A 26,782-nucleotide genomic window follows, 5' to 3' on the forward strand; every position below is an offset into this window, starting at 1 on the left:
ACCGGTGAACGACCGACAGTACGACCCGTATGCGGGCAGCGACCCGTACGCGGGCGAGTACCCGGCTGATCAGTACCAGGTCGTCGGGTACGACGAGTACGGGCGGCCGGTGTACCAGCAGGTGCAGCAGCAGGTCCCTCAACAGCAGCCACCGCAGCCACCGCAGCCACCGCAGCCACAGCAGCCGCAGGGGTACGGGTACGACCCGTACGCGGCTTCGGGCGGGCAGCAGCAGGGGTACGACACCGGGGCCGGGTCCTACAACACCGGGGCGTACGAGAACGGGACGTACGACGCGTACGACACGTACGGCGGCGGCGCGGGGGCTTCGTACGACACGGGGACCGGCACCGGCACCGCGCACGACGCCGGATGGATCCCTCAGCAGCAGCCCAGGCAGCAGCAGGCCCCGCAGCAGTCCCAGCAGCAGGCCCCGCAACAGCCTCCGCAGGTCCCCGAGCCCGCGCAGGACGAGCAGCGGCACCAGGCCCAGGCCCAGCGAGAGCCCCAGCGCGACTCCCAGCGCGAGTACGAGACCCAGCAGTTCTCGTTCATCGAGGAGCCCGACGAGGACTCCGAAGACGTCATCGACTGGCTGAAGTTCACCGAGAGCCGCACCGAGCGGCGCGAGGAGGCCAAGCGGCGCGGCCGCTCCCGTGTCGTCGCGCTCGTGGTCGCCCTCGTGCTCGTCGTGGCGGGCGGCGTCGGCTACCTGTGGTTCGCGGACAAGCTGCCGGGCCAGTCGGAGGAGACCGGCGGAGCCGCCGCCGCGGCGGGCCCGCAGAAGCGCGACGTGGTCGTCGTCCATCTGCACAACACCAAGAACAAGGCGACCTCCACCGCGCTCCTGGTGAACAACGCCACCACCAAGCAGGGCGCCACCGTCCTGCTGCCCAACTCCCTCGCCGTCCCCGACGACAACGGAGCCTCGACCACGCTCGGCAAGTCCGTCGACGACGACGGCTCGACCGGCACCCGCGAGTCGATCGACACGGTGCTCGGCACCGAGGTCGAGGGCACCTGGCGCCTCGACACCCCCTACCTCAACAACCTCGTCGAACTCGTCGGCAACGTCGACGTCGACACGAACACCGACGTACCCGACCCGAAGGCCAAGAAGGGCCAGGCACCCCTGGTCAAGAAGGGCGAGCAGCAGACCCTGAGCGGCCCGATGGCCGTCGCCTACGCCACCTACCGGGCCTCGGGCGAGGACGAGAACGCCCAGCTCACCCGGTTCGGCCAGGTCATGCAGGGCATCCTGCGCAAGCTGTCGTCGGACCCGCAGGCGGCGACCACCACCGTGCAGTCGCTCGCACAGATCCTCGACCCCTCGCTGGAGGAGAAGGACCTCGGCGCCTTCCTCGCCAAGCTCGCCGACCGCGCGAAGGGCGGCGACTACAAGACGACGCTGCTGCCCGTGCAACAGGACGGGACGCTGAGCGAGAAGGCCGGTGACAGCGTGGTCAAGGACGTCCTCGGCGGCGCGGTGAAGAGCCCGGACAAGGGCGCGGCCGTACGGGTCGGCGTTAAGAACGCCTCCGGGGCGAAGGCCGCGGCGCAGGAGGCCAGGGTCACCCTCGTCAACGGCGGCTACTCCTTCATCGACGGCGGCGCGGGCTCCGCGGCCCAACCCACCTCGCAGGTCACCTATGCCGACGAGGCCAAGAAGACGCAGGCCACCGAGGTCGCCAAGACCCTCGGCCTGCCGGCGAGCGCGGTCCGCAAGGGCAAGACGGCGGCCAACGCGGACGTGTCGGTCGTCCTCGGCCAGGACTACAAGGCGGGCTGAAGCCGTCCGGGCGGGCTGAAGCCGTCCGGACGGGCCGCTCCCGACCGTCTCCGTCACCCCGTCCACAGGCCGGAGTGACGGGGACGGACAGGGCGGGGTGACGGAGCAGACAGGGGGATCGAGTAATCGTCTGGGGCGTCGTCGGCGGTCCGTGAGACCCTTGGGGTGTATCCACCAGCCGAAGGAAAGCTCTCTAGTGACCGCCACGGACCGCTCCACCGAGCTCATCAACGTCGCCGCCCAGGCGGCTGCCGACAAGCTCGCGCACGACATCATCGCGTACGACGTCAGCGACGTGCTGTCGATCACGGACGCCTTCCTGCTCGCCTCCGCGCCCAACGACCGCCAGGTCAAGTCGATCGTCGACGAGATCGAGGAGCAGCTGAACAAGCAGCTCGGCGCCAAGCCGGTCCGCCGCGAGGGGGACCGCGACGCCCGCTGGATCCTCCTCGACTACGTGGACATCGTGGTGCACGTCCAGCACAGCGAGGAGCGTGTCTTCTACGCGCTCGAGCGCCTGTGGAAGGACTGCCCCGAGATCGACCTGCCCGAGGAAGCCAAGGCGACCCGCGGCAAGGCCGCCGAGCACGCCGAGCAGCGGGCCGCGGAGGAGGCCGACCTGGACGGTGAGCTGCGGTGAGCAACCGCGGCTGCCGCGTCATCCTGTGGCGGCACGGCCAGACGTCCTGGAACCTGGAGCGCCGCTTCCAGGGCTCCACGGACATCGAGCTGACCGAGACGGGCGTCTCCCAGGCCAGGCGCGCCGCCCGGCTGCTCGCCTCCCTGAAGCCGGACGCCATCGTCGCCTCCGACCTCAAGCGGGCGGCGGCCACCGCGGCCGAGCTCGCCGCCGTCACGGGCCTGCCCGTGACGCACGAGGAGGGGCTGCGGGAGACGTACGCCGGTGAGTGGCAGGGCCTGACGCACGACGAGATCATCGCGCGCTTCGGCGACCAGTACGCCGCGTGGAAGCGGGGCGAGCCGGTGCGCCGCGGCGGCGGCGAGCTGGAGACCGAGGTCGCCGACCGGGCCGCGCCCATCGTGCTCCGGCACGCCGACAAGCTGCCCGACAACGGCACGCTGGTGGTGGTCAGCCACGGCGGCACCATACGCACCACGATCGGTCGCCTCCTCGGTCTCGACTCCCACCACTGGGAAGGGCTCGGCGGTCTCTCCAACTGCTGCTGGTCCGTCCTCGGCCAGGGCGCGCGCGGCTGGCGGCTCCTCGAGCACAACGCGGGCACCCTTCCGGAACCCGTGCTCGGCGACGACGACTGAGCACCCCGGACCGGATTTCACATTCCGGCTGGTCGCAGGCTAAAGTTCTTCTTGTTCGCCCGCCGAGCGGGAAGAACGCAAGGGGCTATAGCTCAGTTGGTAGAGCGCCTGCATGGCATGCAGGAGGTCAGGAGTTCAATTCTCCTTAGCTCCACAGTCCCGAAGATCCCGTCCCCGTCAGGGGGCGGGATCTTCTGCTTCCCGGCTCCCGATTTCCCGGCTCTCGCGGTCTGGGCTCTCGCGGTCTCGGCTTTCGCCGTTCCTTTCGCCGTTCCGGCCCTCGCGGTCCCGGTTCCTGCGCTCCCGTATCTCCCACAGCTCCCGCGTGCGGCGCTCGCTCTCCTCGTCGTCCGGGGTGTACACGACGATCCGGCACTCCGGCATGCCGTTGACGGAAAGGGAGACGGACGTCATGCGCAGCTCGCCGATCGTCTTGTGCCGGAACGTCTTCACGCGCCGCCCCGGCGGTATGACGTCACCGCTCTCCCACAGCTCGCTGAAGCGCGGGCTGGCCGCGGAGAGGCCCCGGACGAACTCCTCCCAGACGGGCTCGCCCACATGCCTGCCGTACGCCCCGCGCATGGTCGCCACCATGATGGGCAGCTCCGTCTCGCGGAAGACCAGGGGGCACTCCCGCTCGGGCACGGTGAACAGGCTCCAGAGCACGTTCGGCACGCGGGAGGCCATCGTCTCGGGGACCGGCATGGAAAGAGGTCCTGGTACGCCGGGTTCGTGGCGAGGACGTCGTAGCGCGCGTTGTAGACGACGGCGGGGCGTGGGTCGAGGGCGTCGATGATGCCCTGGACCTCCGCGCCCACCACCTCCGCGGCCTGCTGGTGGTCCGGGGCGTACGGCACCTCGGCCAGGTGGTACAGATGCTCGCGCTCCGGCTGGTCCAGGCCCAGGGTGCGCGCCACGGCGTCCAGGACCTGGGCCGACGCGTTGATCGGGCGGCCCTGCTCCAACCAGGTGTACCAGGTGATGCCGACGCCGGAGAGCTGCGCGACCTCCTCGCGGCGCAGCCCGGGGGTGCGGCGGCGCAGGCCGGGGGCCATGCCCACGTCGGCGGGCGTCACCCTGGCCCTGCGGCCGCGCAGGAACGCGGCGAGCTCCGGCCGGCGTCGCTGTGTCGTCCTCATCGTCACGTCCCCCATCGCCACGTCCCCATCGCCACGTCCCCCGTCGTCACGCTCTCCATGGTCCGCGCCTGCCGCGGCCCTTGCCAGGTGCTGTCAGTACCAGCATCAGCGGGCTCTCGTTACCCGTACCGGAACGTCGGCACGCTCGATGGCATGACGACGACCACTCCACCCGCACCCGCGGGTTCAACTCCCGCACTCAGTAAAGCGTCCGGCACTGACAATCGCCGCGGGCCGCTGCTCGCGGTCGTGCTGGCCGCCCAGTTCATGGCCCCGCTCGACGTCTTCATCGTCAATGTCGCGGCGCCCACCATCCGCACCGAACTGCACGCGTCCGGCGCCGGGTTGCAGCTGGTGATCGCCGGTTACACCATCACGTACGCCGTACTCCTGATCACCGGCGCCCGCCTCGGCGAGCGCGTCGGCCACCGCCGCGTCTACCTCGGCGGGCTCGCGGTCTTCACCGCGGCCTCGCTGGCCTGCGGACTCGCCCAGAGCACCGGCGAGTTGATCGCCTTCCGGCTGCTGCAGGGCGCGGGCTCCGCAATCCTCATCCCGCAGGTGCTCAGCCTGATCCAGCGCAACTTCACGGGCGAGGCGCGGGTGAAGGCGCTCGGGGCGTACTCGGCGGTCCTCGCGACCGGTGCCGCCGCCGGGCAGGTGCTCGGCGGGATCCTCGTCAGCGCCGACCTGTTCGGCACCGGCTGGCGCCCGGTCTTCCTGGTCAATGTGCCGGTCGGCCTGGTGCTGCTCGTCGCGGCGGTGCGCGTGCTGCCACGCGACGAGGTCGGCCGAAGGGCCGAGCGGGCGGCGGGGCGGGCGCGCGGGCTCGACCTGCCGGGCCTCGTGCTGCTCGGCGCCGCCGTCTCGCTGTTCACGGTGCCGCTGGTGCTCGGGCAGGAGGCGGACTGGCCGCTGTGGTCCTGGCTGTCGATGGCCGCCGCGGTGGTGCTCTTCGCCCTCTTCCGCGCGTACGAGTCCCGGCTCGCGCGCCGCGGCGGTGCGCCGCTGATCGCGCCGCGGGTCCTGCGCACGCCCGGGATCGGCCTCGCGGTCTTCCGGATCGTCGCCGTGATGGCGGTCAACGCGGGCTTCCTGTTCGCGCTCACGCTGCACGTCCAGAGCGGCCTCGGCTACAGCCCGCTGCGCGCGGGTCTCACCTTCGCGCCGACCGCCGCGGCCTTCGGCCTGGTCGGCCTGGTGTGGCGGCGCTGGCCGCAGGCGCTCCAACGGACGCTGATTCCGGGCGGGTTCGCGCTGACCGCGGTATCGACGGCCGCGGTGGGGCTGCTCCTGCGCGACGGCGGCGACGGCGGACCCTGGCTCTACGTGGCCTTCGTGGGCGTCGGCGGCGGGCTCTCCCTCGGCTTCGGCCCGACGCTCACGCGGGCGCTCGCCGGGGTACGGGCCGAGGACGCGGCGGACGCCAGCGGGCTGCTCTCGACGGTCACACAGCTCGGCCAATTGACCGGAGTCGCCGCCTTCGGAGCGTTCTTCTTGAACCGTCTTGAGTCGCAAGGGGCCCCTGGGGCGTATTCATCCGGCAACGCGCTCCTGGTGTGCTTCTACGCGCTGGCCTCGGTGGCCGCACTGGGCGCCGTGTCCGGACTGGTACGAATGCGTCGCTGACCGGGTCGCTCAGAGCGTGGCAGAATCGGACGGCCGGAAGGGGACGCAGCCCGACGGGAGGGAGAGCGCGATGCCTGCGAGCATCCTCGGAGAGGTCGACCACCTCTCCGACGCGGCGGCGATACGGAGTCGAGCCGCGCTCCGCACCCTCCTGGACTGCCCTTCCTGCGGCTCGTCCCACGTCGCCCAAGTGCTCGGTGACAACGGCGGAGTCTCGTACGTCTGCACCGCCTGCGGCCACAGCTGGAGCTGATCGATGGGTGCACACAGGCGAAAGTGCGACTGGTGCGGCAGTGGTACGCCGATCGTCCGCGACATGGAACCGGTCAACCCGGACTACCAGTACTGGTGCGAGGAATGCGCACGGGCGCTGATCATAAAGGGCGACCCCATCGAGACCTACCGCGAACTCGAAGGGGAGCCGATCTACGGTCGGCTGCTCGACGAGCACTGCACGCTCAAGAGGTTCTACTCGTTCGCGACCGCGTGAGCGCGATCAGCAGGAACGCGCAGGCGGTCACTACGTAGAGGGCCGACAGCGTCATCTGGCCATAATTCTGGGCGAGTTCCAGCCGACCTTCGCCGTGCGGCACCCACCAGAGGGCGTACGAGCAGAAGGCCAGGGACGCGGCCCCGGCGACCGCCCACCGGACCCGGCCGCCCCGGCGCGCCGCCTCCGCCCCGAGCAGCAGCAGCATCGGCACGCACCACACCCAGTGGTGCGACCACGACACCGGACTGACGAGGAGCGCCGTCGCCGCGCAGGACAGGGCCGCCCAGGCCCGTTCCCCGCGCAGCGCGGCGGCCACCGCGGCCCCGAGGCCCGCCGCGGCCACCAGGACGGCCACCGCGACCCACCACAGGCCCGGATCGCCGGTGTGCAGGAGCCGGGCGAGGACGCCGCGCAGCGACTGGTTCGCCGTGTCCTCGGCGAGACCGACCCGGCCCGCCTCGAAGACCATCCGGGTCCAGAACCGGAGTGAGTCGTACGGCAGGGCGGCGGCCGCGAGCAGCGTCGCGCAGCCGAACGCGGCGACCGCCACGCACGCGTGGCGCACGGGAGGCCGCCACGCACCGCGCCGCAGCGCCTCGGCGCCGCCGACCAGGAGCAGGAACACCACGAAGAGCGCGGGCGTGAGCTTGACCGCCGCCGCGACCCCGATCCCCACCCCCGCCCAGCGGTGTCCCGGTCGGCCGGGACGCCGGGTCAGGTCCCACAGGACCAGGACGGCGAGCAGCAGGTTGATCTGTCCGTACCGCAGGGTCGTCCACACCGGCTCGCACCAGACCGCGGCCGCGGAGACCCACAGGACGCTCCGCGCGTGCGCGGGCAGCCCGGTGAGGCGCAAGGAGAGGCGCACCAGCGCGACCAGCAGGAGCAGGTTCCCCAGGGTCGCCAGGGTGCGCATGTCCGCCGTGTCCAGGAGCGTCAGCGGGGTGAACAGGAGGGCGGCGAACGGCGGGTAGGTCGTGGGCAGGCCGGCCTCGGTGGTGCGCAGCGCGTAGAGGTCGCCGCCCGCACGCACGGTCGCGCCCTCGGCCCGGTAGACCAGCAGGTCGATCATCGAGACGTCGGCGGCGCGCTGCGCGAGCCAGAAGGCCGTGAAGGAGAGCAGGCAGGCCCCGGCGGCAGGCGGTACACGGCGGTGGACGGCGGCGAGCGCGAGCACGGTCACGAAAGGCGACAGTACCGGTCGGTACCGGGCGTATCGGGCCAGAACGGAATCGATTTGGTGGAGCACGGGGGAGACCGTGTAATGTTGGCGAAGCCGCCGGGGGAACCGGGCGGACAAGCAAGGGGCTATAGCTCAGTTGGTAGAGCGCCTGCATGGCATGCAGGAGGTCAGGAGTTCAATTCTCCTTAGCTCCACAGAAGAGAAGTTCTTGAGTTCGCTCAAGGTGACTTCCCGAGATCCCGTCCGGTCGATTCGACCGGGCGGGATCTTGTCGTTTCCGGAGGTCTTTCGAGGGCTGCCGTCAACTCGCGGCGGACACCGGCAAGTTGTCGTGCGAGAGCGGCCACGGGTGGCTGCGTGGTCGAGCGGGGGCGTTGTCAGTGCGTCCTTGTAGCCTCCGCCGCATGACAACTGAACTGACCCAAGATCCGCGTCCGATCTTCGCCAGGGCACTTGACCAAGCCGAGAAGCAGGTCGCGGCGGTGAGCCCCGCCGAGTTAGGCAACCGCACTCCCTGTGCCGACTACGACGTCCGCGAGCTGCTCGGGCACGTGGTCTCCGTACTGCACAAGCTCGTCCGCGTCGGCAACGGAGACGATGCGCGCGACGTCCCCGACGTGATCGACGGCATCGCCGACGACGGCTGGGCAAGTGCGTTCGCCCAGGCCCGTGCCGAGGTCGAGCGGGTGTGGGCCGATGACGAGAAGCTGGACCGCATGGTCGAGCTGCCGTGGGCCACGCTGCCTGGCCGGACCGCTCTGGATGCCTACACCCACGAGTTCACGGTGCATTCCTGGGACCTCGCCCATGCCACCCGGCGGCTCGCCGGGCTCGACCCCGACCTCGGCTCGCGGGCACTCGACGCCTTCGCGAAGTTCGCGCCGCCGGAGGCCCGCGGCGAGGAGGGCCCGTTCGGCCCGGTCGTACCGGTGCCCGACGACGCCGACGTCTACACCCGGCTGGCCGCCTACGCGGGGCGCCGACCCTAGTCGCCCAGGCCGCGTCCGCGCGGGAGCGCGGCCGGTGCCGGTGGGCGGGCTGCGGGAGCGGTCGCGGGGTCCTCCTCGATACGCAGGGCGAGCGCGGGGCAGCGGCGTACCGCGCGAAAAGCGTGCGCTTCGGAGTAGCGCGGTACGGAGGCCTCCGCCACCGAGGGGAAGCCGTCGGGGCCCAACTGGATGAGCTCCGGGACGATGTCCGCGCACAGCCCGTGCCCCTGGCAGAGCGTCCAGTCGACGGCCAGCCTGCGGCCGGTGGGCGCCTCCCCCTGGGGAATCTCCTCCTGGAGGGGCAGGAAGCCTTCGACGGGACGCCCGCAGCCGCCGCCAAGGACGTGCGCCGCGAGATCGTCCGTGAACGCGGAGATCGCCGACTCCAGGAAGGCGGCCGAGCCGTCGGGGTGCTTGCACGCCCCGCGCCGCTTGACCGCCCGGGTCACCTCGCGCAGCGCCTCCAGCGCGGTCGGGCCACCGCCCTGCAGTACGTCCGCGAGGCCGCGGGCGGCGGCGGGCAGTCCGCGATAGCAGGGGCCGCACTGCCCGGAACTCTCGGCGGCCAGCCATCGCGCCACCCGCAGCGACTCCCCGAGCGGGCAGGTGTCCTCGCCGATCGGCAGGATCGCGCCCGCGCCGAGCGCGCCCCCGCAGGCGTCCAGGGAGGCGCGCGAGACCACCGCGTCGTGCGCGGTGACGGCGTCGAGCCACCTGCCGTGATAGCCGCCGGTCAGCACGCCCTGGAGGAGCGCGGGGGCACCGGCGAGCTGGAGGACGTACGCCAGCGGCACCCCGGTGGGCACTTCGAGGACCATCGGCCTGGCGACCGCTCCGGAGAGGGTCAACAGGACCGTGCCCGGTTCGTCGCGCAGCCCGGTGCGGCAGTAGCGCTCGGCACCGGCCCGTGCGGCGACCGCGAGCTGCGCGAAGGTCTCGGCGTTGGACAGGAGCGTGGGCGCGCCGCCCACTCCGGAGTCGGCGGTGCGGACCTTGCGCCCCGGCGGCAGCGGTGGGCCGCCGTCCGCCGAGCGCACCAGGGCGGAGGACTCCCCGGTGACCATGCGGACCGGGTTGCGCTGCACACGCGCGCGCAGGCGCGATCCGCGCCGGTTGCCGAGGCCGCGCTCGGCGAGGGCGGCGGCCATCGACGCCTCGGTGGAGTCGCGGGTCACGCCGATGACGAGGGTGCGCGCGCCGAGGGCCTCGGCGGCGAGCAGGGCGCCGTCCAGGATGAGGTGCGGGGCCCGGTTGATCAGGACGGTGTCCTTGCGGCACGCGGGCTCGTCCTCGCTGCCGTTGACGACGACCACGGGGCGTACGCCACGCCGGATCGCCGCGTCCGCGACGGACCGCAGCTTGCGCGCGAAGGGGAAGCCCGCGCCGCCCCTGCCGCGCAGCGCGATCTGCTCGGCGAGGGCGGCGAGCGGCTCGCCCGCCATCGGCTCCAGGGGGCCGTGCACCTTCAGGTGCATGCCGAGATCGAGGCGTTCGACCAGGTCGAAGCCGGAGGTGAGCAGGGGCAGGCCGACGACGCGGACTTCGGGGACGTCGGGCAGTGGCGCGTTCACTGGTGGCCTCCGGTGGCGGGGCCGCTGTCGTACGTGGGGTCGTAGACGGGCTGCGGGGCGGTGTCGTACGTGGGCTGGGGGGCCACGTGGGGCGATTCGGCGGGTGGCGGCGGGGAGGGCGCGGGCCAGCGCCCCACGTGCTCGGTACGGGGCGGGGGATCGGCGGTGGCCAGCACGCGGTAGGCCGCCGAGATGCCGACGGCCGGGTCGGGCGCGGAGGCGGGGTCCCGCACCGGCGGCTCGGACCGGTGCGGGGGCGAGCCCGCCGGTTCGAGCAGGGCCAGGATTCTGGCGGCGACCCGCCGCTTGACCGAGGGCGGCGCCGAGCGCAGCGCGACCGCTCCGGCGACCGCGACCAGGCACGCGCAGTACAGGGCGATCACCCAGGGCTTCGGCGGGCGGCCCGCGTACAGGCCGTGCAGCAGCGCCGCGCACCAGGCGGGATAGGCCAGCATGTGCAGCGCCCGCCAGCGCGAGGCGACCCTCGCGGGCGAGGCGAAGGCGCTGCGCAGGGCCCCGGTGACGCTCGTGAGCACCATCAGGAGGCCCGCGAGCGAGCCGAGTCCGACGAGTCCCGCGCTGCCGGTCACGCCGAGCCCGAAGGGCACCAGGGCGCCCAGGAGCGACACGTGGTCGAGCGCGACCTTGACGGTGCCGTGCAGGAGCAGGAAGCCGACGGCGGCGACCGAGGTGGCCCGGTGCACGGCCTGGGCGAGCAGCCGCTGGCGCGAGCGCAGGAAGAGGCCGTCCGTGGCGACCAGGCCCCAGACCACGGCCGCGGTGAGGGAGACCAGGCACAGGACGCCGGTGGTGAAGTCGAGCGCCGAACGGAAGCCGTCCCCGCTCGCGAAGACGAGGAGCGGTATCAGGAGCAGTGCCGCGGCCCCTAAGGATCTCCGGGTGTTCCTGCTCGGATCGAGGAAGGCGGGGCGGCGCGAACGGGGGAGCGGACGGTGCGGGTTCAGAGGGTTCATGGGGCGGCTCCGAATTGGTTCGATCGCCGCATGCTAAATCGCTCCATACCGACGGGTACGGGGTTTGAGTTATTGCGTTGTTATCAAAGCGCGACACGATCTTTGTGTTGCCCCGATAGAGGGCGGTACGCGGAGTAATCCTTGGCCAGGGTTGCGGCCCCTGGTGATGCGGGAGTGGTCGGGCGGTGGTGGCGGGCCCGGCGTGAAAGCCCGTCGCGGGGCGCACGAGGGCTGCGGTACCCTGACGCCATGCGTGCCGTACGCCTTCTGCTTAGCGGGCCGCGCTGATCAGTCCCGACCGCCGGTGAATCGCGGTCGGAATCGGCGCGGCGTCCCCTCCTGTGCGAGGGGCATTTTTATTTGACCTGGGCCGCCGTGGTGCCGGTCAATTCCGCAGGCAGAGACGATCGATGGAGCTTTGAGGATCATGAGCGAGACGAATTCTGCTGCCGCCTCCGAGGTGGCCGCGCCGCACCGCTACACGGCCGCTCTGGCCGCTGACATCGAGGCACGCTGGCAGGACTTCTGGGACGCCGACGGCACCTACGAGGCGCCGAACCCGAACGGCGACATGGCCGCGCGGGGCGAGGCGGAAGCGGCCCTGGTCGCCAAGCCCAAGAAGTTCATCATGGACATGTTCCCGTACCCCTCCGGAGCGGGCCTGCACGTCGGCCACCCCCTGGGCTACATCGCCACCGACGTCTTCGCGCGCTTCCAGCGGATGACCGGCCACAACGTCCTGCACACCCTGGGCTTCGACGCCTTCGGCCTGCCCGCCGAGCAGTACGCCGTGCAGACGGGCACCCACCCGCGGGTCTCCACCGAGGCCAACATGGAGAACATGAAGGCGCAGCTGCGCGCCCTGGGCCTGGGTCACGACAAGCGCCGCTCGTTCGCGACGATCGACCCGGACTACTACAAGTGGACCCAGTGGATCTTCGTCCAGATCTTCAACTCCTGGTACGACGCCGACGCCGGGAAGGCCCGCCCGATCGCCGACCTGGTCGCGCAGTTCGCCAGCGGTGAGCGCGCCGTACCGGGCACCACGCGCGCGTGGAGCGAGCTGGCCGCCGACGAGCGCGCCGAGGTGCTGAGCCAGTACCGCCTGGCCTACGCCTCCGACGCGCCGGTCAACTGGTGCCCCGGCCTGGGCACCGTGCTGGCCAACGAGGAGGTCACCGCCGACGGACGCTCCGAGCGCGGCAACTTCCCCGTCTTCAAGGCCAAGCTGCGCCAGTGGAACATGCGCATCACCGCCTACGCGGACCGCCTGCTGGACGACCTGGACGCACTGGACTGGCCCGAGGCCATCAAGCTGCAGCAGCGCAACTGGATCGGCCGCTCCGAAGGCGCCCGCGTCGCCTTCCCCGTCGGATCCGAAGGCGATGCCATCACCGTCTTCACCACCCGCCAGGACACCCTGTTCGGCGCCACCTACATGGTCCTGGCGCCCGAGCACGAGCTGGTCGACAAGGTCGTCCCCGCCGCCTGGCCCGAGGGCACCCACGAGACGTGGACCGGCGGGCACGCCACCCCGGCCGAGGCCGTCGCCAAGTACCGCGCCTTCGCCGCCGCCAAGTCCGACGTCGAGCGTCAGGCCGACGCCAAGGAGAAGACCGGCGTCTTCACCGGCGTCTACGCCACCAACCCGGTCAGCGGCGAGCAGGTCCCCGTCTTCATCGCCGACTACGTACTGATGGGTTACGGCACCGGCGCGATCATGGCCGTCCCGGCACACGACAGCCGCGACTTCGCCTTCGCGCGCGCCTTCCACCTGCCGATGCACTGCGTGGTCGAGCCGTCGGACGACCGTGGCACCGACACGTCGGCATGGGACGACGCTTTCTCCTCGTACGAGGCGAAGCTGATCAACTCCTCGAACGAGGAGGTGTCCCTGGACGGCCTGGGCGTCGTCGACGCCAAGGCGCGCATCACCGGCTGGCTGGCCACCCGCGGCATCGGCGAGGGCACCGTCAACTTCCGCCTGCGGGACTGGCTGTTCAGCCGCCAGCGCTACTGGGGCGAGCCCTTCCCGATCGTCTACGACGAGGACGGCGTCGCCCACTCGCTGCCCGAGTCGATGCTGCCCCTGGAGCTGCCGGAGGTCGACGACTACTCCCCGCGCACCTTCGAACCGGACGACGCGGACACCTCTCCGGAGACGCCGCTGTCCCGCAACGAGGACTGGGTCAACGTCACGCTGGACCTGGGCGACGGGCCCAAGAAGTACCGCCGTGAGACCAACACCATGCCCAACTGGGCCGGTTCCTGCTGGTACGAGCTGCGCTACCTGGACCCGCACAACGACCAGAAGCTGGTCGACCCGGCCATCGAGCAGTACTGGATGGGCCCGCGCGAGGGCCAGCCGACCGGCGGCGTCGACCTGTACGTGGGCGGCGCCGAGCACGCGGTCCTGCACCTGCTGTACGCGCGCTTCTGGTCGAAGATCCTGTTCGACCTGGGCCACATCTCGTCGGCCGAGCCGTTCCACAAGCTGTACAACCAGGGCATGATCCAGGCGTACGTCTACCGGGACGCCCGCGGCTTCCCGGTGCCCGCCGCCGAGGTCGAGGAGCGCGACGGCACGTTCTTCTTCGAGGGCGAGCCGGTCAAGCGCGAGCTGGGCAAGATGGGCAAGTCCCTGAAGAACGCCGTCACCCCGGACGAGATCTGCGACGAGTACGGCGCCGACACCCTGCGCCTGTACGAGATGGCGATGGGCCCGCTGGACGTCTCCCGCCCCTGGGACACCCGCGCGGTCGTCGGCCAGTACCGCCTGCTGCAGCGCATGTGGCGGCTGATCGTCGACGAGTCCACCGGTGAGGTCACGGTCGCGGACGTCGCCGAGGCCGACATCGACGAGAGCACGCTGCGCGCTCTGCACAAGTCGATCGACGGCGTGCGCCAGGACCTGGACGGCATGCGGTTCAACACCGCCATCGCCAAGATCACCGAGCTGAACAACCACCTGACCAAGGTGGGCGGCACGGTGCCCAAGTCCGTCGCCGAGCGCCTGGTGCTGCTGATCGCGCCGCTGGCCCCGCACGTCGCCGAGGAGCTGTGGCGCAAGCTGGGCCACACCGATTCGGTCGTCCACCAGGACTTCCCCGTCGCCGACCCGGCGTACGTCGTGGACGAGTCCGTGACCTGCGTCGTGCAGATCAAGGGCAAGGTCAAGGCGCGCCTGGAGGTCTCCCCCTCGATCTCCGACGAGGAGCTGGAGAAGGTGGCCCTGGCCGACGAGAAGGTCGTGGCCGCGCTGGACGGCGCCGGGATCCGCAAGGTGATCGTGCGGGCGCCGAAGCTGGTGAACATCGTTCCGGCTTGATCGTCCCCGCGTAGCGGCATCGGGGTCTTCCCCTACGGGCAGGTTGGGGGTTCCGTTGGAACCTCCGGCCTGCCTTCTCCGTTTACGGTGGGAGGACGGTAGCTGTATCGGAGAGGGGCGTCATGGAAGCCGTGGTCGCTGTCGTGGCGCTGCTCGTCGTGCTCTTCCTCGTCTTGGGGGTGTACATGACGGTCAAGGCCGTCAAGGCCGTCAAGCGCGGGGTGGACCGCACGATCTCGGAAGCTCGCCGCACGGTGGAGGACACCACCCTCCGGGCGAAGACCTTCACACCGGGCGCCGCGAGCGAACTGGCCCAGCTGCGGCTCTCGTTGCGTACGTCGATGCGCGCCACCCAGGACGTGCTGCGCGCGGGCGCGGTCGACGACGCCTCGCTGCAGGAGTCCCTGGGACTCTTCGAGCGGCTCAGCGCGCACGGACACGAACTGGACGACGAGCTCCGGCGCCTGGAGCGCGACCCGGACAAGGCGGCCCTGGCCCAGCGCCTCCCCGGCCTGCGGGAGCGCACGGAACAGATCACGAAGGCCGCCGACTCGCTGCGCTGGGCGGCCCGTGACCGGGCCCGCCGGTTCGCCGAGGACGACGTGGACTCGCTGAGCACCCAGATCGACATGGAGGCGGGCGCGCTGCGGCACTGGACGACGGAGCCGGCGCCCGAGCGGACCCCGGCCTCCTGGCCCGAGCCCACGGCGGAGCCCGGCAAGACCGCCGAGCAGACCTGGCCCGAGCCGTCCGAGCCCGAGCGGACGTCCCAGGAGCCGACGCGGCCCGCCATCACCCCGCCGACCCCTCGCCCCACGTATTCGTGGCAGAAGGAGACGAGGCCGGAGAGCACCACTTGAGCCTCCTGTGACGTGGGTGGTGAGTTGGGGCCCTGGCGAGAAGCCCGGGGATCCGGGCGGGGAGTTCCGGGATCCTGGCGGGCAGGGGCCGGGCTGCCACCGGTCGACCCAGGCGGGTAATCTCCAGCTCATGTCCCGCCATGTCGCGATCGTCACGGATTCAACGGCCTACCTGCCGCAGCGGGCGACGGAGCGGCACGGCATCACCGTGGTGCCCCTGACCGTGGTCCTGGGTGACGAGGCGCTCGAGGAAGGGACCGAGATCTCGGCCCGTTCCCTCGCTCTCGCGCTGCAGAAGCGCAAGTCGGTGACCACGTCACGGCCCAGCCCCGAGGTCTTCGCCGAGACCTACCGGAAGGTCGCGGAGGCGGGTGCGACGTCCATCGTGTCCCTGCACCTTTCCGCCGAGCTCTCCGGCACGTACGACGCGGCGGTACTCGCGGCGAAGGACGCACCGGTGCCCGTACGGGTGGTGGACACCGGCATGATCGCGATGGCCCTCGGCTTCTGCGCGCTGTCGGCGGCGGAGGCCGCGGAGGCGGGCGACTCGGCGGAGGAGGCGGTGGCGGCCGCGGAGAAGCGGGCCGCGAACACGGCCGCGTACTTCTACGTCGACACGCTCGACTATCTGCGCCGGGGCGGCCGCATCGGCGCGGCGCAGGCGCTCCTTGGCTCCGCGCTCGCGGTGAAGCCCCTGCTGAAGCTGGACGGCGGCCGCATCGACATGCTGGAGAAGGTCCGGACGGCCTCGAAGGCGATCGCGCGGCTCGAGGAGATCGTGGTCGAGAAGGCCGGATCGGGCCGGGTCGACATCGCGGTGCACCATCTGGCGGCCCCGGAGCGGGCCTCGGTCCTCGCCGACCGGCTGGGGGAGCGGGTACCCGGCCTTGCCGAGCTGCACGTGAGCGAGGTGGGCGCGGTGATCGGGGCGCACACGGGGCCGGGGTTGCTGGGGGCTGTGGTCTCGCCTCGGTGAGGTCACCCGGTCACCCGGTCGCTCGTGTGGGTGACGGGGATATGCACAACTGCCGAGTAATCCACGGGAATTGACCAAGATCAACAAGATTCGGCGACTGTGCCTAACGTCGTCGGCATGGCACTTCGATCACTTTCCCGAGCACCTTCCGCGACGAGTGGACCTGGGCGCGGCCCCGCGTCCGACGGGCGGGCGAGCAGCCGTCATGCCCGCGGGCGTGCCCGGCGCAGGCGCGCTGCGACGGAGGCGGTGCGGCTGCGCGCGCAGCGACTCTTCGTCGACCTTGACGGTCAACCACCACCTGCTTCACCGCCGTTGGACGTCGCGGGCGCCGACGAGGCGCTGCTGCCCCGGGCCTCGGAGAAGGCGCGGGAGCGGGTGGTGGACGAGGAGGCTGCCACCGGCTCGGGCGTGCGGGTGGACGTGGCGCCCTCGCGGCGTGAGCGGTGGGGCCTTGCCGTGCGGGAGCGGCTGCCGGTGTGGTTGCAGTCGCGGTGCGGCCTGGAGCGGCGCGGCGTGATCGCGCTCGTCGTGGTCCTCGCCGTCGCCGGACTCTTCGCGGCCCAGCACTTCTGGACGGGGCGTACCCAGCCAGTGCGCCCGCCCGACGTGGTGCACGAGGCGGGCGCGGCCTCCGATCGCGAGGCGGAACCTGCTCCCTCGCCGGGGCCGCCGGTCGAGGTGGGGCGAACGTCGGGCGGTGGGGGCGGGGGCGGAGGCCGCGATGGATCAGCCGGGGCGACCGGAGCGGCCGGGACCGGCGCGATCGTCGTGGACGTCAGCGGAGAGGTCCGCAGTCCGGGGATCCACCGGCTGCCGGCCGGATCCCGGGTGGCCGACGCCCTGCGGGCCGCCGGTGGGCCCGCGCCGGGCACCGACCTGGGCGGCCTCAACCGCGCGCGGTTCCTCCTGGACGGCGAGCAGGTGGTGGTGGGAGGCCCCGCGCCCGCTTCAGGCGCGGGTGGAGCGGACGCCGGCGCGGCGGGAGTCGGAACGGCGGGCGTCGGTGGCGCGGCGGGCGCCGGACCGATCGGCCTGAACACGGCGAGCGCGGCGCAGCTCGAAGAACTACCCGGCGTAGGGCCCGTGTTGGCCCAGCACATCATCGACTACCGCACCGAGCACGGCGGGTTCCGCTCGGTCGAAGAGCTCCGTGAGGTCAACGGAATCGGCGACCGGCGGTTCGCCGACCTACAGGACCTCGTGCGGCCATGAGGCCGGGTTCCGGTGGGCCGCGAGGGGCCCCGGGCGCACGGACCGTCGCGCCACCGCGTGCGGCAGTTCATGCCGCGTCGGGTCATCGCCTCGGCGCCTCGCACCCCCGGCAGGAGGGGCCGGTCGACCTCCGTCTGGTGCCGCCCGCCCTCGCCGCGTGGGCGGCGGCCGCACTGATGCTGGACGCTCCGCCCCGGTGGGCGGTCGCCACCGTGGTGACCTGTGTGGTCGTGGCCGGTGGCCTGCTGGTGGCAAGGAAGGCGGGGCGGGAACGCGTCCCGTCGGGGAGGGGCTCATGGAAGCGGGTCTCGGTGGCCGGAGTGCTGCTCTGCGCGGCGGCGTCGGCGAGTTCCGCCGCGCTGCACGGGGCGGATCTGCACCGCGGCCCCCTGCCCGCGCTGGCGAGTGAGTACGCCGAGGTCGAGGCGGAGCTCGAGGTCACCTCCGACCCGCGCCGCACCCGGCCCCGCACGGCGGCGGCCCACGCCGCGCCGCCCGCCGTAGTGCTGGACGCGGAGGCGGTCCGTGTCACGGAGGCGGACGGCACTCAGACCGTGACGCGCACCCCGGTACTGGTCGTCGTGCGGACGGACGCCGGAACGGACACCGGGGCGGGCGCCGGGACGGACGTCGAAGAGGCAGGCGAGGGCGATTCGGCGGCGGAGCGTGGCGCGCGCCCAGAAGCCGACTGGCTCGCGCTGCTGCCTTCGACACGGTTGCGGGTGCATGCCCGGCTCGCGCCGCCGCTGCCGGAGAGCGACAAGGCGGCGGCGGTGCTCAGGGTGTCCGGCGAGCGCCCACCGCACGTGACCGGGCCGCCGAGCGGAGCGCAGCGCCTGGCGGGGAAGTTGCGGGCCGGGCTGCGCGAGGCCACGGACGGGCTGCCGCCCGATGCCAGGGCGCTCCTGCCGGGGCTGGTGATCGGCGACACCTCGCGGGTAACGCCCGAGCTGGATCAGGCGTTCCGGGACACCGACCTCACGCATCTGCTCGCCGTCAGCGGCGCCAACCTGACGATCGTGCTCGCCCTGCTCATCGGCCCGCCGGGGCTCGCCCAGCGGTCCGAGCGCCGGGGCCTCGCGGCGAAGCTGGGTCTCCCGCTGCGCACCACCGCGCTGTGCGGCGGGGCCCTCACCCTCGGCTTCGTCATCGTGTGCAGGCCGGATCCGAGTGTGTTGCGGGCCGCGGCGTGCGGATTGATCGCCCTGCTGGCCTTGGCGACCGGGCGGCGCCGTTCCCTGCTCCCGGCGCTGGCTGCCGCCGTGCTGCTGTTGGTCCTGTACGACCCGTGGCTGTCGCGGAGCTACGGCTTCCTGCTCTCCGTGCTCGCCACCGGCGCGCTGCTGACCCTCGCGCCGCGGTGGAGTGCGGCGCTGCGCGGGCGCCGGGTGCCGCCGAGGCTCGCCGACGCACTGGCCGCCGCGGCGGCTGCGCAGGCGGTGTGCGCGCCCGTCGTGGCCGTCCTCGCGGCCCGGGTGAGTCTGGTCGCCGTGCCGTGCAATCTCCTCGCGGAGTTCGCCGTCGCTCCCGCCACCGTGCTCGGCTTCGCCGCGCTGGCATCGGCGCCCGTGGCAATGCCTGTTGCCAAGGCCCTTTCGTGGTGCGCGAGTTGGCCGACAGGGTGGATCGCGGAGATCGCCAGGACCGGTGCGGCGTTGCCAGGGAGCGGGTTCGGTTGGCCGGGCGGCTGGCTCGGCGGACTGCTGCTGGCGCTCGCCACGGTGGCCGTCGTCCTCCTGGGACGGAGGCTCGTGCGCCGCCCGTGGCTGTGCGCCGCCTGCGCGCTGCTGCTCCTCCTGGTGATCGTCCAGCCTCCGCCCCTGACCCGTGTCATCGCGGGCTGGCCGCCCGCGGGATGGCGGATGGTGATGTGCGACGTGGGGCAGGGGGATGCCACCGTGCTCGCCACGGGCGACGGAGCCGCGGTGGTCGTCGACGCGGGGCCCGACCCCGTGGCGGTCGACCGCTGTCTGCGCTCGCTCGGCATCACGCGCATCCCTCTCGTCCTCCTCACGCATTTCCACGCGGACCATGTGGCGGGGCTGCCCGGCGTGCTGCGCGGTCGTGAGGTGGGCGTGATCCAGACGACGGGGTTCGAGGAGCCGTGGGAGCAGGCCGAGTTCGTGCGGGAGCGGGCGGCCGCCGAGGGCGTCCCCGTGACCAGGGCGGCAGCGGGTGAGCGGCGCCGCGTGGGCGCCTTGGACTGGCGAGTGCTCTGGCCCCCGCCACAGTCACCAGAACTGCCGGCACCGAGACCCGAAGGGCCGAACGACGCCAGTGTCGCCCTGCTCGTGCGGACCGGAGGGCTGGCGCTGCTGCTCCTCGGTGATCTCGAACCACCGGCCCAGCGAGCCCTGTTGCGCAGTCCGGCCGCCGCGTCACTCGGCTCCGTGGACGTCCTCAAGGTCGCTCATCACGGCTCGGCCCACCAGGATCCGGAGCTGCTGCGCAGAGCGGCGCCGAGGCTCGCGCTGATCTCGTGCGGGGCGGACAACTCGTACGGTCACCCGTCGCCGCGCACGGTCGAGGCGCTGCGGGGCGGGGGAGCGGAGGTGCTGCGTACGGACACGCAGGGCGCCATCGCGGTGGTGGGCGCGGGGTCGCGGACGGCGCCGCGACTCGAAGTGGCCACCCGGCCGCCCTAGGGCCTGCCCTGGTGCGGACCCGTGGCGAAGCGGAACTCTCGGCCAACCGCGCGACTTTGGCCAACGTTGGGGCGCGAGTCAACTGCGCTGCTCCGGTGAGAGGTCCCTTCCTGTGAGAACGGATGGGCTGACGACGACTCCGCTGACGACAACAAATCAGCTGACGGCAACTGGACTGACGAACAACGGGCTGACGACAACTGGGCTGAAGACGAAGGAGTACGGGATGGCAGTACGTCGACGAGTGCGCACCGGGGTGGTGGGACTCGCCGTGGCGGCGGTGGCCGTCACCGCGTTCACGGCGCCCGCCCACGCCGAGTCGGGGAAGGGACACGCGGCGACCCAGCGTGCGATGGACGCCATGGTGGCCGCGGGCACGCCCGGTGTCACCGCCGCGGTGGTCGAGAAGGGCGCGGCCTGGAAGGGGACTTCGGGGGTCGGGAACCTACGGACGGGCGCGCCGAGAGGGGCCGACGACCGGTTCCGGATGGGCAGCATCACCAAGACGTTCGTGGCGACCGTGCTGCTGCAGATGGAGGCCGAGGGGCGGCTCGACCTGGACGACACGGTGGAGCACTGGCTGCCCGGTGTCGTGCGGGGCAACGGCAACGACGGCCGCGCGATCACCGTGCGGCAGTTGCTGAACCACACCAGCGGGCTCTTCAACTACACCAACGACACGGAGTTCCTCGAGCGGAACCTGCTGACGGGATTCCCCGTGCACCGGTACGACACCCACAGCCCGCGGGAGTTGGTGCGGGTGGCGCTGGCGCACAAGCCGGACTTCGCGCCCGGCACCAGGCACTCGTACTCGAACACCGGCTACATCCTCGCCGGGTTGATCGTCGAGAAGATCAGTGGCCACAGTTATCGGGACGAGGTCCGTGAGCGCGTCATCGAACCGCTCGGCCTGCGGAACACCAGCCTGCCGGGCACCGACCCGTTCCTGCCGAAGCCGAGCAGCCGTGCGTACTCCAAGCTGAGCCTGGACCCCGCGGCGACCAAGATCTACGACGTCACCGAGAACAACATGTCCTGGGGCTGGGCGGCAGGTGAAGGGATATCCACGACCGGCGACCTCAACCGGTTCTTCAGCGCTCTGCTGCGCGGCAAGCTGATGCCCGCGAAGCAACTCGCCGCCATGCAGACGGTGGTGCCCACGCCCGACGACGACCTGTACTCCGGCTATGGACTCGGCCTGTACAAGGTCAGGACGAGCTGCGACGCGAAGCTGTGGAGCCACAGTGGCGGAACTCCCGGCTCCGGCACGGAGGCCGTGTCCACCCCCGACGGGCGCCACACCCTCGCCTACAACGTGAACGGTGACTGGAGCGCGCTGGGCGGCGTGGTCGACGCGGAGTTCTGCGGGACGTCCGGCGCGGACACCGGGAAGGGGCGTGCGTTGCCTCGACTCTGAGCAGCGATGGCTGCTACCGCGGGGAACCCCGCCGCGACCTGCTGAAACGCGAAGCTGAGCGATCAATTCGGGCTACTCGTGACACTTGCCAGCGCATCGACAGTATTCCTGTGATGTATGGCCGTGTTGCATCGAATGCCGCAACGGTGATCGAATGCCTAATCGTTGCAGTGTGCAGGTGATGTCAAGTAGCGCGGGGGTGTGTCGCGGGTGTTCGGCCGATGGCTGGGAAACCGTACGAACAGGGCGGGTCGGACGGGGCCCCTGTCGGCGGTGCCGGTGCCGGCGAGCGCGGGCGTGCTCAGCTGCCGGGTGCTCGACCCGGTCAACGAGCCGGTGCGGAACGCCGAGCTGGTCGTCAGCGATGCCGCGGGGCGCAAGGTGGTCACCGGTGGCACGGACCCGTTCGGTTCGTTCGTCACGACCGTGCCCGCAGGGGACTACCGGCTCGCGGTCTCGGCGGAGGGGTTCACCCCGTACCGGGCCAGTGCCACGGTCGGGGAGGGCGCGCACGCCTCGCTGGGCGACGTCATGCTCCAGGTCGCCCAGCCTCCGGCGCTGCCCGAGCCCGGTGACTGGGATCTCGACCCCCTGCATTCCTCGGTCGCCTTCACCGCGCGGCACATCGGCCTGGCCCGCATCCACGGCAGGTTCAACAGCTTCGCGGGCGCCATCCGCGTGGGGGAGCGCATGGAGGACTCCGCCATGCACGTGGTCATCGACGCGGCCTCCATCGACACCGCGGTCAAGATGCGCGACGACCATCTGCGTTCGGGCGACTTCCTCGATGTCGACCGCTTCCCGACGATGGAGTTCTACAGCGACCGTTTCGTGCACAAGGGCGGCAGCCGCTGGGCGATCTCGGGCGGCCTGACGCTGCACGGAGTGACGCGCACGGTCACGCTCGACACCGAGTACCTCGGGGTCGGCCAGGGCCTGGAGGGCGAGACCCGCGTCGCCTGCCGCGCCACCACCGAGCTGCACCGCGACGACTTCACGATCACCTGGCAGACGATGCTCGCGCGCGGCATCGCTGCCGTGGGGCACAGCATCACGATCGACCTCGACATCCAGGTCATCCCCAAGAGCTGACCGGCGCCGCCCCGGCGGACCGGCGCTGACCGGCGCCGACCCGCCGGTGCTACGGAGCCTCCAGCCAGCCCTCGTACTCCGTCGCCAGTTCGTCCAGCGCGGCCCGGTCCAGGCGGGAATCGGGGTCCTCGACCACGACCAGCCACTGGGCGTCCTCGGCGTCGTCCTCACCGGCCAGCGCGTCGCGCACGAGCTGGGGTTCCTCGGTGACACCGAAACGGTCGGGGAGCTCTTCGGCCACGTCTTCCGCGGCATCGCGGTCGGGCAGCACCAGGACATGTCGTACGTCGTTCACCCGCCCATTCTCCGCTACCGGGGAGGCCACGGGCGAAGGCCGTACGGGACGGGCTGTCAGTGCCGCGTGGGATGCTTGACCGCGATGGCCAGGAAGACAGCAAACGACGATCCGCTCGCTCCTCTCACGCTCGCCGTGGGGCAGGAGGACCTGCTCCTCGACCGCGCCGTGCAGCAGGTGGTCGCGGCCGCCCGCGCCGCCGACGCGGACACGGACGTGCGCGACCTCACCCCCGACCAGCTGCAGCCCGGCACGCTCGCCGAGCTGACGAGCCCGTCGCTCTTCGCCGAGCGCAAGGTCGTCGTCGTGCGGAACGCGCAGGACCTGTCGGCGGACACGATCAAGGACGTGAAGGCGTATCTCGGTGCGCCCGTCGAGGAGATCACCCTCGTCCTGCTGCACGCGGGCGGCGCCAAGGGCAAGGGCCTGCTCGACGCCGCGCGCAAGGTGGGGGCGCGCGAGGTCGCCTGCCCCAAGATGACCAAGCCCGCGGACCGGCTCTCGTTCGTGCGGAGCGAGTTCCGCACCCTGGGCCGCTCGGCCACCCCCGAGGCGTGCCAGGCCCTCGTCGACTCGATCGGCAGCGATCTGCGCGAGCTCGCCTCCGCGGTCTCCCAGCTGACGGCGGACATCGAGGGCACGATCGACGAGGCGATCGTCGGCCGGTACTACACGGGCCGGGCGGAGGCCTCCAGCTTCACGGTGGCCGACCGGGCCGTCGAGGGCCGTGCCGCTGAGGCGCTCGAAGCGTTGCGCTGGTCGCTGTCGACCGGTGTCGCCCCCGTTCTGATCACCAGCGCGTTGGCGCAGGCCGTGCGGGCGATCGGGAAGCTGTCCTCCGCGAGGGGCGGGCGTCCGGCCGACCTCGCCCGCGAGCTGGGCATGCCGCCGTGGAAGATCGACCGGGTCCGGCAGCAGATGCGGGGCTGGACTCCGGACGGGGTCGCGGCGGCGCTGACCGCGGTGGCCGCGGCTGACGCGGGGGTCAAGGGGGGCGGCGATGACCCCGAGTACGCCCTGGAGAAGGCCGTCGTCGCCATTGCCCGTGCGGCGAGGTCGCGTCGCTGAGACGGGACCGATCCACCCGCCGGGTCCGGATCCGTCGGTTCCGGATCCCCGGGCCGCCCGTGGCCGGTCGTGCGGTTCCCCGCGCCCCTTACGGGGACACAGCAATGCCCCCGGAGTGGGCCGGGGGCATCGTCGCAGCGTGGCGTACTGCGTGGTCTGTCCGCGATTCGAGGTAGAGGGCTCGAATTACCCTCGCGGGAGGATTGATCAAACGCCCCGGCGAACCGGGGCAAGGGCTTCAGCCCTTAGAGGGACGCGGCCTTCGAAGCAAGCGCCGACTTCTTGTTGGCGGCCTGGTTCTTGTGGATGACGCCCTTGGAGACGGCCTTGTCGAGCTGGCGCGTGGCCTCACGCGTGAGCTCGGCGGCCTTCTGGGTGTCACCGGCGGCAGCGGCCTCGCGGGCCTTGCGGATCGCGGTCTTCAGGGAAGACTTGACCGCCTTGTTGCGCTGACGCGCCTTCTCGTTGGTCTTGATCCGCTTGATCTGGGACTTGATGTTCGCCACGAAAGAGCCTTTTCAGGTTCAGGTACTGCAGAGGTACTGCAGATGAGTGTTATGACACGCGCCTCGAGGCTTGAGAGGGCTACGAGACACAGCTGCCCACGTTACCAGCCGCCCTCTCGCCCGCCCAAACCGAGCGCCGCACCCCTCTCACCGGCCCACACCGAGCGCAGTGCCCCGCCCATGGGACGATGGAGGCTACGTATAGATCCGACCCGAGGCGAGTGGCGCCTCAAGAGACAGGACCCTGCGTGCCCGCGACCCCTAAGAATGTGCCCGAGCCGAGCCGTACCGACCCGGCGCTGATCCGCAATTTCTGCATCATCGCGCACATCGACCACGGCAAGTCCACGCTCGCCGACCGCATGCTCCAGCTCACCGGTGTGGTGGAGCAGCGGCAGATGCGTGCTCAGTACCTCGACCGGATGGACATCGAGCGCGAGCGCGGCATCACGATCAAGTCTCAGGCGGTGCGTCTGCCCTGGGCCCCCACGGAGGGCCAGGACCAAGGCAGTACGCACATCCTGAACATGATCGACACTCCCGGCCACGTGGACTTCACGTACGAAGTCTCGCGTTCGCTCGCGGCCTGTGAGGGCACGGTCCTCCTGGTCGACGCGGCCCAGGGCATCGAGGCCCAGACTCTCGCCAACCTCTACCTGGCGATGGAGAACGACCTCAAGATCATCCCGGTCCTGAACAAGATCGACCTGCCCGCCGCCCAGCCGGAGAAGTTCTCCGAGGAGCTCGCCAATCTCATCGGCTGTGAGCCCGAGGACGTCCTGAAGGTCTCCGCGAAGACCGGCATGGGCGTCGAGGCGCTCCTCGACAAGGTCGTCGCCGAGATCCCGCCCCCGGTCGGCGTCGCCGACGCCCCGGCGCGCGCGATGATCTTCGACTCGGTCTATGACTCCTACCGCGGCGTCGTGACGTACGTACGAGTGGTCGACGGCCAGCTCAACAAGCGCGAGCGGATCCGGATGATGTCCACCGGCGCCACGCACGAGCTCCTGGAGATCGGTGTCTCCTCGCCGGAGATGACCCCGGCCGACGGCATCGGCGTCGGTGAGGTGGGCTACATCATCACCGGCGTGAAGGACGTCCGGCAGTCCAAGGTCGGTGACACGATCACCTCCCTGCACAAGGGCGCGACCGAGGCCCTCGGCGGCTACAAGGACCCGAAGCCGATGGTGTTCTCGGGCCTGTACCCGCTGGACGGCTCGGAGTACCCGGACCTGCGCGAGGCCCTCGACAAGCTGCAGCTCAACGACGCCGCGCTGGTCTACGAGCCCGAGACGTCCGCGGCGCTCGGCTTCGGCTTCCGCGTCGGCTTCCTCGGCCTGCTGCACCTCGACGTGATCCGTGAGCGCCTGGAGCGCGAGTTCGGACTCGACCTGATCGCCACCGCCCCCAACGTGGTCTACCGCGTGATCATGGAGGACGGCACCGAGCACATCGTCACCAACCCGAGCGAGTTCCCCGAGGGCAAGATCGACGAGGTCCACGAGCCCGTCGTGCGCGCCACGATCCTCGCGCCGAGCGAGTTCATCGGCTCGATCATGGAGCTCTGCCAGAACCGGCGCGGTGTGATGCTCGGCATGGACTACCTCTCCGAGGACCGCGTCGAGATCCGCTACACGCTGCCCCTCGCCGAGATCGTCTTCGACTTCTTCGACCAGCTGAAGTCCAAGACCCGCGGTTACGCCTCGCTGGACTACGAGCCCACGGGCGAGCAGGCGGCGCAGCTCGTCAAGGTCGACATCCTGCTGCACGGCGACAAGGTCGACGCGTTCTCCGCGGTCACGCACAAGGACGCGGCGTACGCGTACGGCGTGCGGCTCGTGGCCAAGCTGCGCGAGCTGATCCCGCGGCAGGCCTTCGAGGTGCCCGTGCAGGCCGCGATCGGTTCCCGGGTCATCGCCCGCGAGACCATCCGCGCCATCCGCAAGGACGTCCTCGCCAAGTGCTACGGCGGTGACATCTCGCGCAAGCGCAAGCTGCTCGAGAAGCAGAAGGAGGGCAAGAAGCGCATGAAGATGGTCGGCAACGTCGAGGTGCCGCAGGAAGCCTTCATCGCGGTGCTCTCCAGCGACGACAGCGGTCCAGGCAAGGCGAAGAAGTAACCACACAGCACGCTGGAACGGGCCCGCGGCGCTTCGGCGCCGCGGGCCTTTCCCGTACGGGTAGTCCGGAGAAAGTGACAGGCAGAAGCCCCTTACGCACCGGGCGTCGGCGCTCTACTCTGATCACTGCTCGTAGGTTACTCGCAAGTTAAACAAGTAGCCGACAGGGACGTAAGAAGCAGCCGCCAGCCAGTTCGCCGCACTGCCGTGGGCCC

General features: G+C 71.4%; 21 protein-coding genes, 2 tRNA genes and 1 pseudogene. 18 read left to right on the forward strand and 6 right to left on the reverse strand.

Features of this window, described 5'->3' with window-relative positions; all coding sequences use genetic code 11:
- Nucleotides 1-4: 4 nt before the first annotated feature.
- The 4 genes from CP970_RS28955 to CP970_RS28970 all read left to right on the forward strand — a co-directional run bounded on the left by CP970_RS28955 (nucleotide 5) and on the right by CP970_RS28970 (nucleotide 3,221).
- Nucleotides 5-1,789 carry an LCP family protein gene (locus CP970_RS28955; RefSeq protein WP_055550450.1) on the forward strand — a complete coding sequence of 595 codons (1,785 nt, stop codon included), beginning with the start codon at nucleotides 5-7 and terminating at the stop codon, nucleotides 1,787-1,789.
- A gap of 196 nt (nucleotides 1,790-1,985) precedes the next feature.
- Nucleotides 1,986-2,429 carry a ribosome silencing factor gene (gene rsfS, locus CP970_RS28960; protein WP_055550452.1) on the forward strand — a complete coding sequence of 148 codons (444 nt, stop codon included), beginning with the start codon at nucleotides 1,986-1,988 and terminating at the stop codon, nucleotides 2,427-2,429.
- A complete protein-coding gene (locus CP970_RS28965; RefSeq protein WP_055550454.1) occupies nucleotides 2,426-3,067 on the forward strand; it encodes a histidine phosphatase family protein in 642 nt (213 codons plus the stop codon). The genes rsfS and CP970_RS28965 overlap by 4 nt, the downstream gene beginning before the upstream one ends.
- A gap of 81 nt (nucleotides 3,068-3,148) precedes the next feature.
- Nucleotides 3,149-3,221, forward strand: a tRNA-Ala gene (locus tag CP970_RS28970).
- Nucleotides 3,222-3,244: 23 nt separating this feature from the next.
- Here the strand turns inward: CP970_RS28970 and CP970_RS28975 are convergent.
- Nucleotides 3,245-4,221, reverse strand: a pseudogene (locus tag CP970_RS28975) (helix-turn-helix transcriptional regulator).
- A 138-nt stretch (nucleotides 4,222-4,359) separates the two neighbouring features.
- Between CP970_RS28975 and CP970_RS28980 the strand changes: the two are divergent.
- The 3 genes from CP970_RS28980 (at nucleotide 4,360) to CP970_RS28990 (ending at nucleotide 6,325) form a co-directional block, all read left to right on the forward strand.
- Nucleotides 4,360-5,835, forward strand: a complete 1,476-nt coding sequence (locus tag CP970_RS28980; RefSeq protein ID WP_191094964.1) for an MFS transporter — start codon at nucleotides 4,360-4,362, stop codon at nucleotides 5,833-5,835.
- Between the two features lie 70 nt (nucleotides 5,836-5,905).
- Entirely contained in the window at nucleotides 5,906-6,088 is a 183-nt protein-coding gene (locus tag CP970_RS28985; RefSeq protein WP_055550455.1) for a hypothetical protein, read from the forward strand.
- A 3-nt stretch (nucleotides 6,089-6,091) separates the two neighbouring features.
- On the forward strand, nucleotides 6,092-6,325 hold the full coding sequence (locus CP970_RS28990) for a hypothetical protein (protein WP_016643127.1): 234 nt from the start codon (nucleotides 6,092-6,094) through the stop codon (nucleotides 6,323-6,325).
- On the opposite strand, the gene CP970_RS28995 is transcribed toward CP970_RS28990, so the two are convergent.
- Complete coding sequence (locus CP970_RS28995) at nucleotides 6,294-7,511, reverse strand: glycosyltransferase 87 family protein (protein WP_055550457.1); 1,218 nt, start codon at nucleotides 7,509-7,511, stop codon at nucleotides 6,294-6,296. The genes CP970_RS28990 and CP970_RS28995 overlap by 32 nt on opposite strands.
- Nucleotides 7,512-7,632: 121 nt before the next feature.
- On the opposite strand from CP970_RS28995, the gene CP970_RS29000 reads away from it, so the two are divergent.
- Nucleotides 7,633-7,705, forward strand: a tRNA-Ala gene (locus tag CP970_RS29000).
- A 210-nt stretch (nucleotides 7,706-7,915) separates the two neighbouring features.
- Nucleotides 7,916-8,500: a TIGR03086 family metal-binding protein gene (locus tag CP970_RS29005; protein WP_055550459.1), complete on the forward strand. Its 585-nt coding sequence runs from the start codon at nucleotides 7,916-7,918 to the stop codon at nucleotides 8,498-8,500.
- On the opposite strand, the gene CP970_RS29010 is transcribed toward CP970_RS29005, so the two are convergent.
- Together CP970_RS29010 and CP970_RS29015 are read right to left on the reverse strand one after the other, a co-directional pair.
- Nucleotides 8,497-10,071: an NADH-quinone oxidoreductase subunit NuoF family protein gene (locus tag CP970_RS29010; RefSeq protein WP_150494114.1), complete on the reverse strand. Its 1,575-nt coding sequence runs from the start codon at nucleotides 10,069-10,071 to the stop codon at nucleotides 8,497-8,499. The two genes, CP970_RS29005 and CP970_RS29010, sit on opposite strands and share 4 nt — an antisense overlap.
- Nucleotides 10,068-11,045, reverse strand: coding sequence for a hypothetical protein (locus CP970_RS29015; RefSeq protein ID WP_150494116.1), 978 nt, complete (start codon nucleotides 11,043-11,045; stop codon nucleotides 10,068-10,070). The genes CP970_RS29010 and CP970_RS29015 overlap by 4 nt, the downstream gene beginning before the upstream one ends.
- Nucleotides 11,046-11,472: 427 nt before the next feature.
- Between CP970_RS29015 and leuS the strand changes: the two genes are divergently transcribed.
- The 7 genes from leuS to CP970_RS29050 all read left to right on the forward strand — a co-directional run bounded on the left by leuS (nucleotide 11,473) and on the right by CP970_RS29050 (nucleotide 22,578).
- Nucleotides 11,473-14,373, forward strand: coding sequence for a leucine--tRNA ligase (leuS, locus tag CP970_RS29020; RefSeq protein ID WP_055544862.1), 2,901 nt, complete (start codon nucleotides 11,473-11,475; stop codon nucleotides 14,371-14,373).
- Nucleotides 14,374-14,495: 122 nt separating this feature from the next.
- Nucleotides 14,496-15,233 carry a hypothetical protein gene (locus tag CP970_RS29025; protein WP_055544863.1) on the forward strand — a complete coding sequence of 246 codons (738 nt, stop codon included), beginning with the start codon at nucleotides 14,496-14,498 and terminating at the stop codon, nucleotides 15,231-15,233.
- A 130-nt stretch (nucleotides 15,234-15,363) separates the two neighbouring features.
- Nucleotides 15,364-16,209 carry a DegV family protein gene (locus CP970_RS29030; RefSeq protein WP_055544864.1) on the forward strand — a complete coding sequence of 282 codons (846 nt, stop codon included), beginning with the start codon at nucleotides 15,364-15,366 and terminating at the stop codon, nucleotides 16,207-16,209.
- A 117-nt stretch (nucleotides 16,210-16,326) separates the two neighbouring features.
- Nucleotides 16,327-17,424: a ComEA family DNA-binding protein gene (locus tag CP970_RS29035; RefSeq protein WP_107098848.1), complete on the forward strand. Its 1,098-nt coding sequence runs from the start codon at nucleotides 16,327-16,329 to the stop codon at nucleotides 17,422-17,424.
- A complete protein-coding gene (locus tag CP970_RS29040) occupies nucleotides 17,421-20,069 on the forward strand; it encodes a ComEC/Rec2 family competence protein (RefSeq protein ID WP_055544865.1) in 2,649 nt (882 codons plus the stop codon). Before CP970_RS29035 ends, CP970_RS29040 begins: the two co-directional genes overlap by 4 nt.
- Nucleotides 20,070-20,295: 226 nt before the next feature.
- Nucleotides 20,296-21,486 (forward strand): serine hydrolase domain-containing protein, encoded by a 1,191-nt coding sequence (locus tag CP970_RS29045; protein ID WP_055544866.1) that lies wholly within the window; start codon nucleotides 20,296-20,298, stop codon nucleotides 21,484-21,486.
- A gap of 210 nt (nucleotides 21,487-21,696) precedes the next feature.
- Nucleotides 21,697-22,578, forward strand: coding sequence for a YceI family protein (locus CP970_RS29050; RefSeq protein ID WP_055544867.1), 882 nt, complete (start codon nucleotides 21,697-21,699; stop codon nucleotides 22,576-22,578).
- A gap of 49 nt (nucleotides 22,579-22,627) precedes the next feature.
- On the opposite strand, the gene CP970_RS29055 is transcribed toward CP970_RS29050, so the two are convergent.
- Nucleotides 22,628-22,873 (reverse strand): hypothetical protein, encoded by a 246-nt coding sequence (locus CP970_RS29055; protein WP_055544868.1) that lies wholly within the window; start codon nucleotides 22,871-22,873, stop codon nucleotides 22,628-22,630.
- An 84-nt stretch (nucleotides 22,874-22,957) separates the two neighbouring features.
- Here CP970_RS29055 and holA point away from each other — a divergent pair, with 84 nt between their 5' ends.
- Entirely contained in the window at nucleotides 22,958-23,941 is a 984-nt protein-coding gene (holA, locus tag CP970_RS29060; RefSeq protein WP_055544869.1) for a DNA polymerase III subunit delta, read from the forward strand.
- Between the two features lie 245 nt (nucleotides 23,942-24,186).
- Here the strand turns inward: holA and rpsT are convergent, their stop codons facing one another.
- Entirely contained in the window at nucleotides 24,187-24,447 is a 261-nt protein-coding gene (gene rpsT / locus CP970_RS29065) for a 30S ribosomal protein S20 (RefSeq protein ID WP_055544870.1), read from the reverse strand.
- A 248-nt stretch (nucleotides 24,448-24,695) separates the two neighbouring features.
- Between rpsT and lepA the strand changes: the two genes are divergently transcribed.
- Nucleotides 24,696-26,567 (forward strand): translation elongation factor 4, encoded by a 1,872-nt coding sequence (gene lepA / locus CP970_RS29070; RefSeq protein ID WP_055544871.1) that lies wholly within the window; start codon nucleotides 24,696-24,698, stop codon nucleotides 26,565-26,567.
- Nucleotides 26,568-26,782: the final 215 nt, after the last annotated feature.

Source organism: Streptomyces kanamyceticus, from assembly GCF_008704495.1.
In the GTDB taxonomy this organism is placed as follows: domain Bacteria; phylum Actinomycetota; class Actinomycetes; order Streptomycetales; family Streptomycetaceae; genus Streptomyces; species Streptomyces kanamyceticus.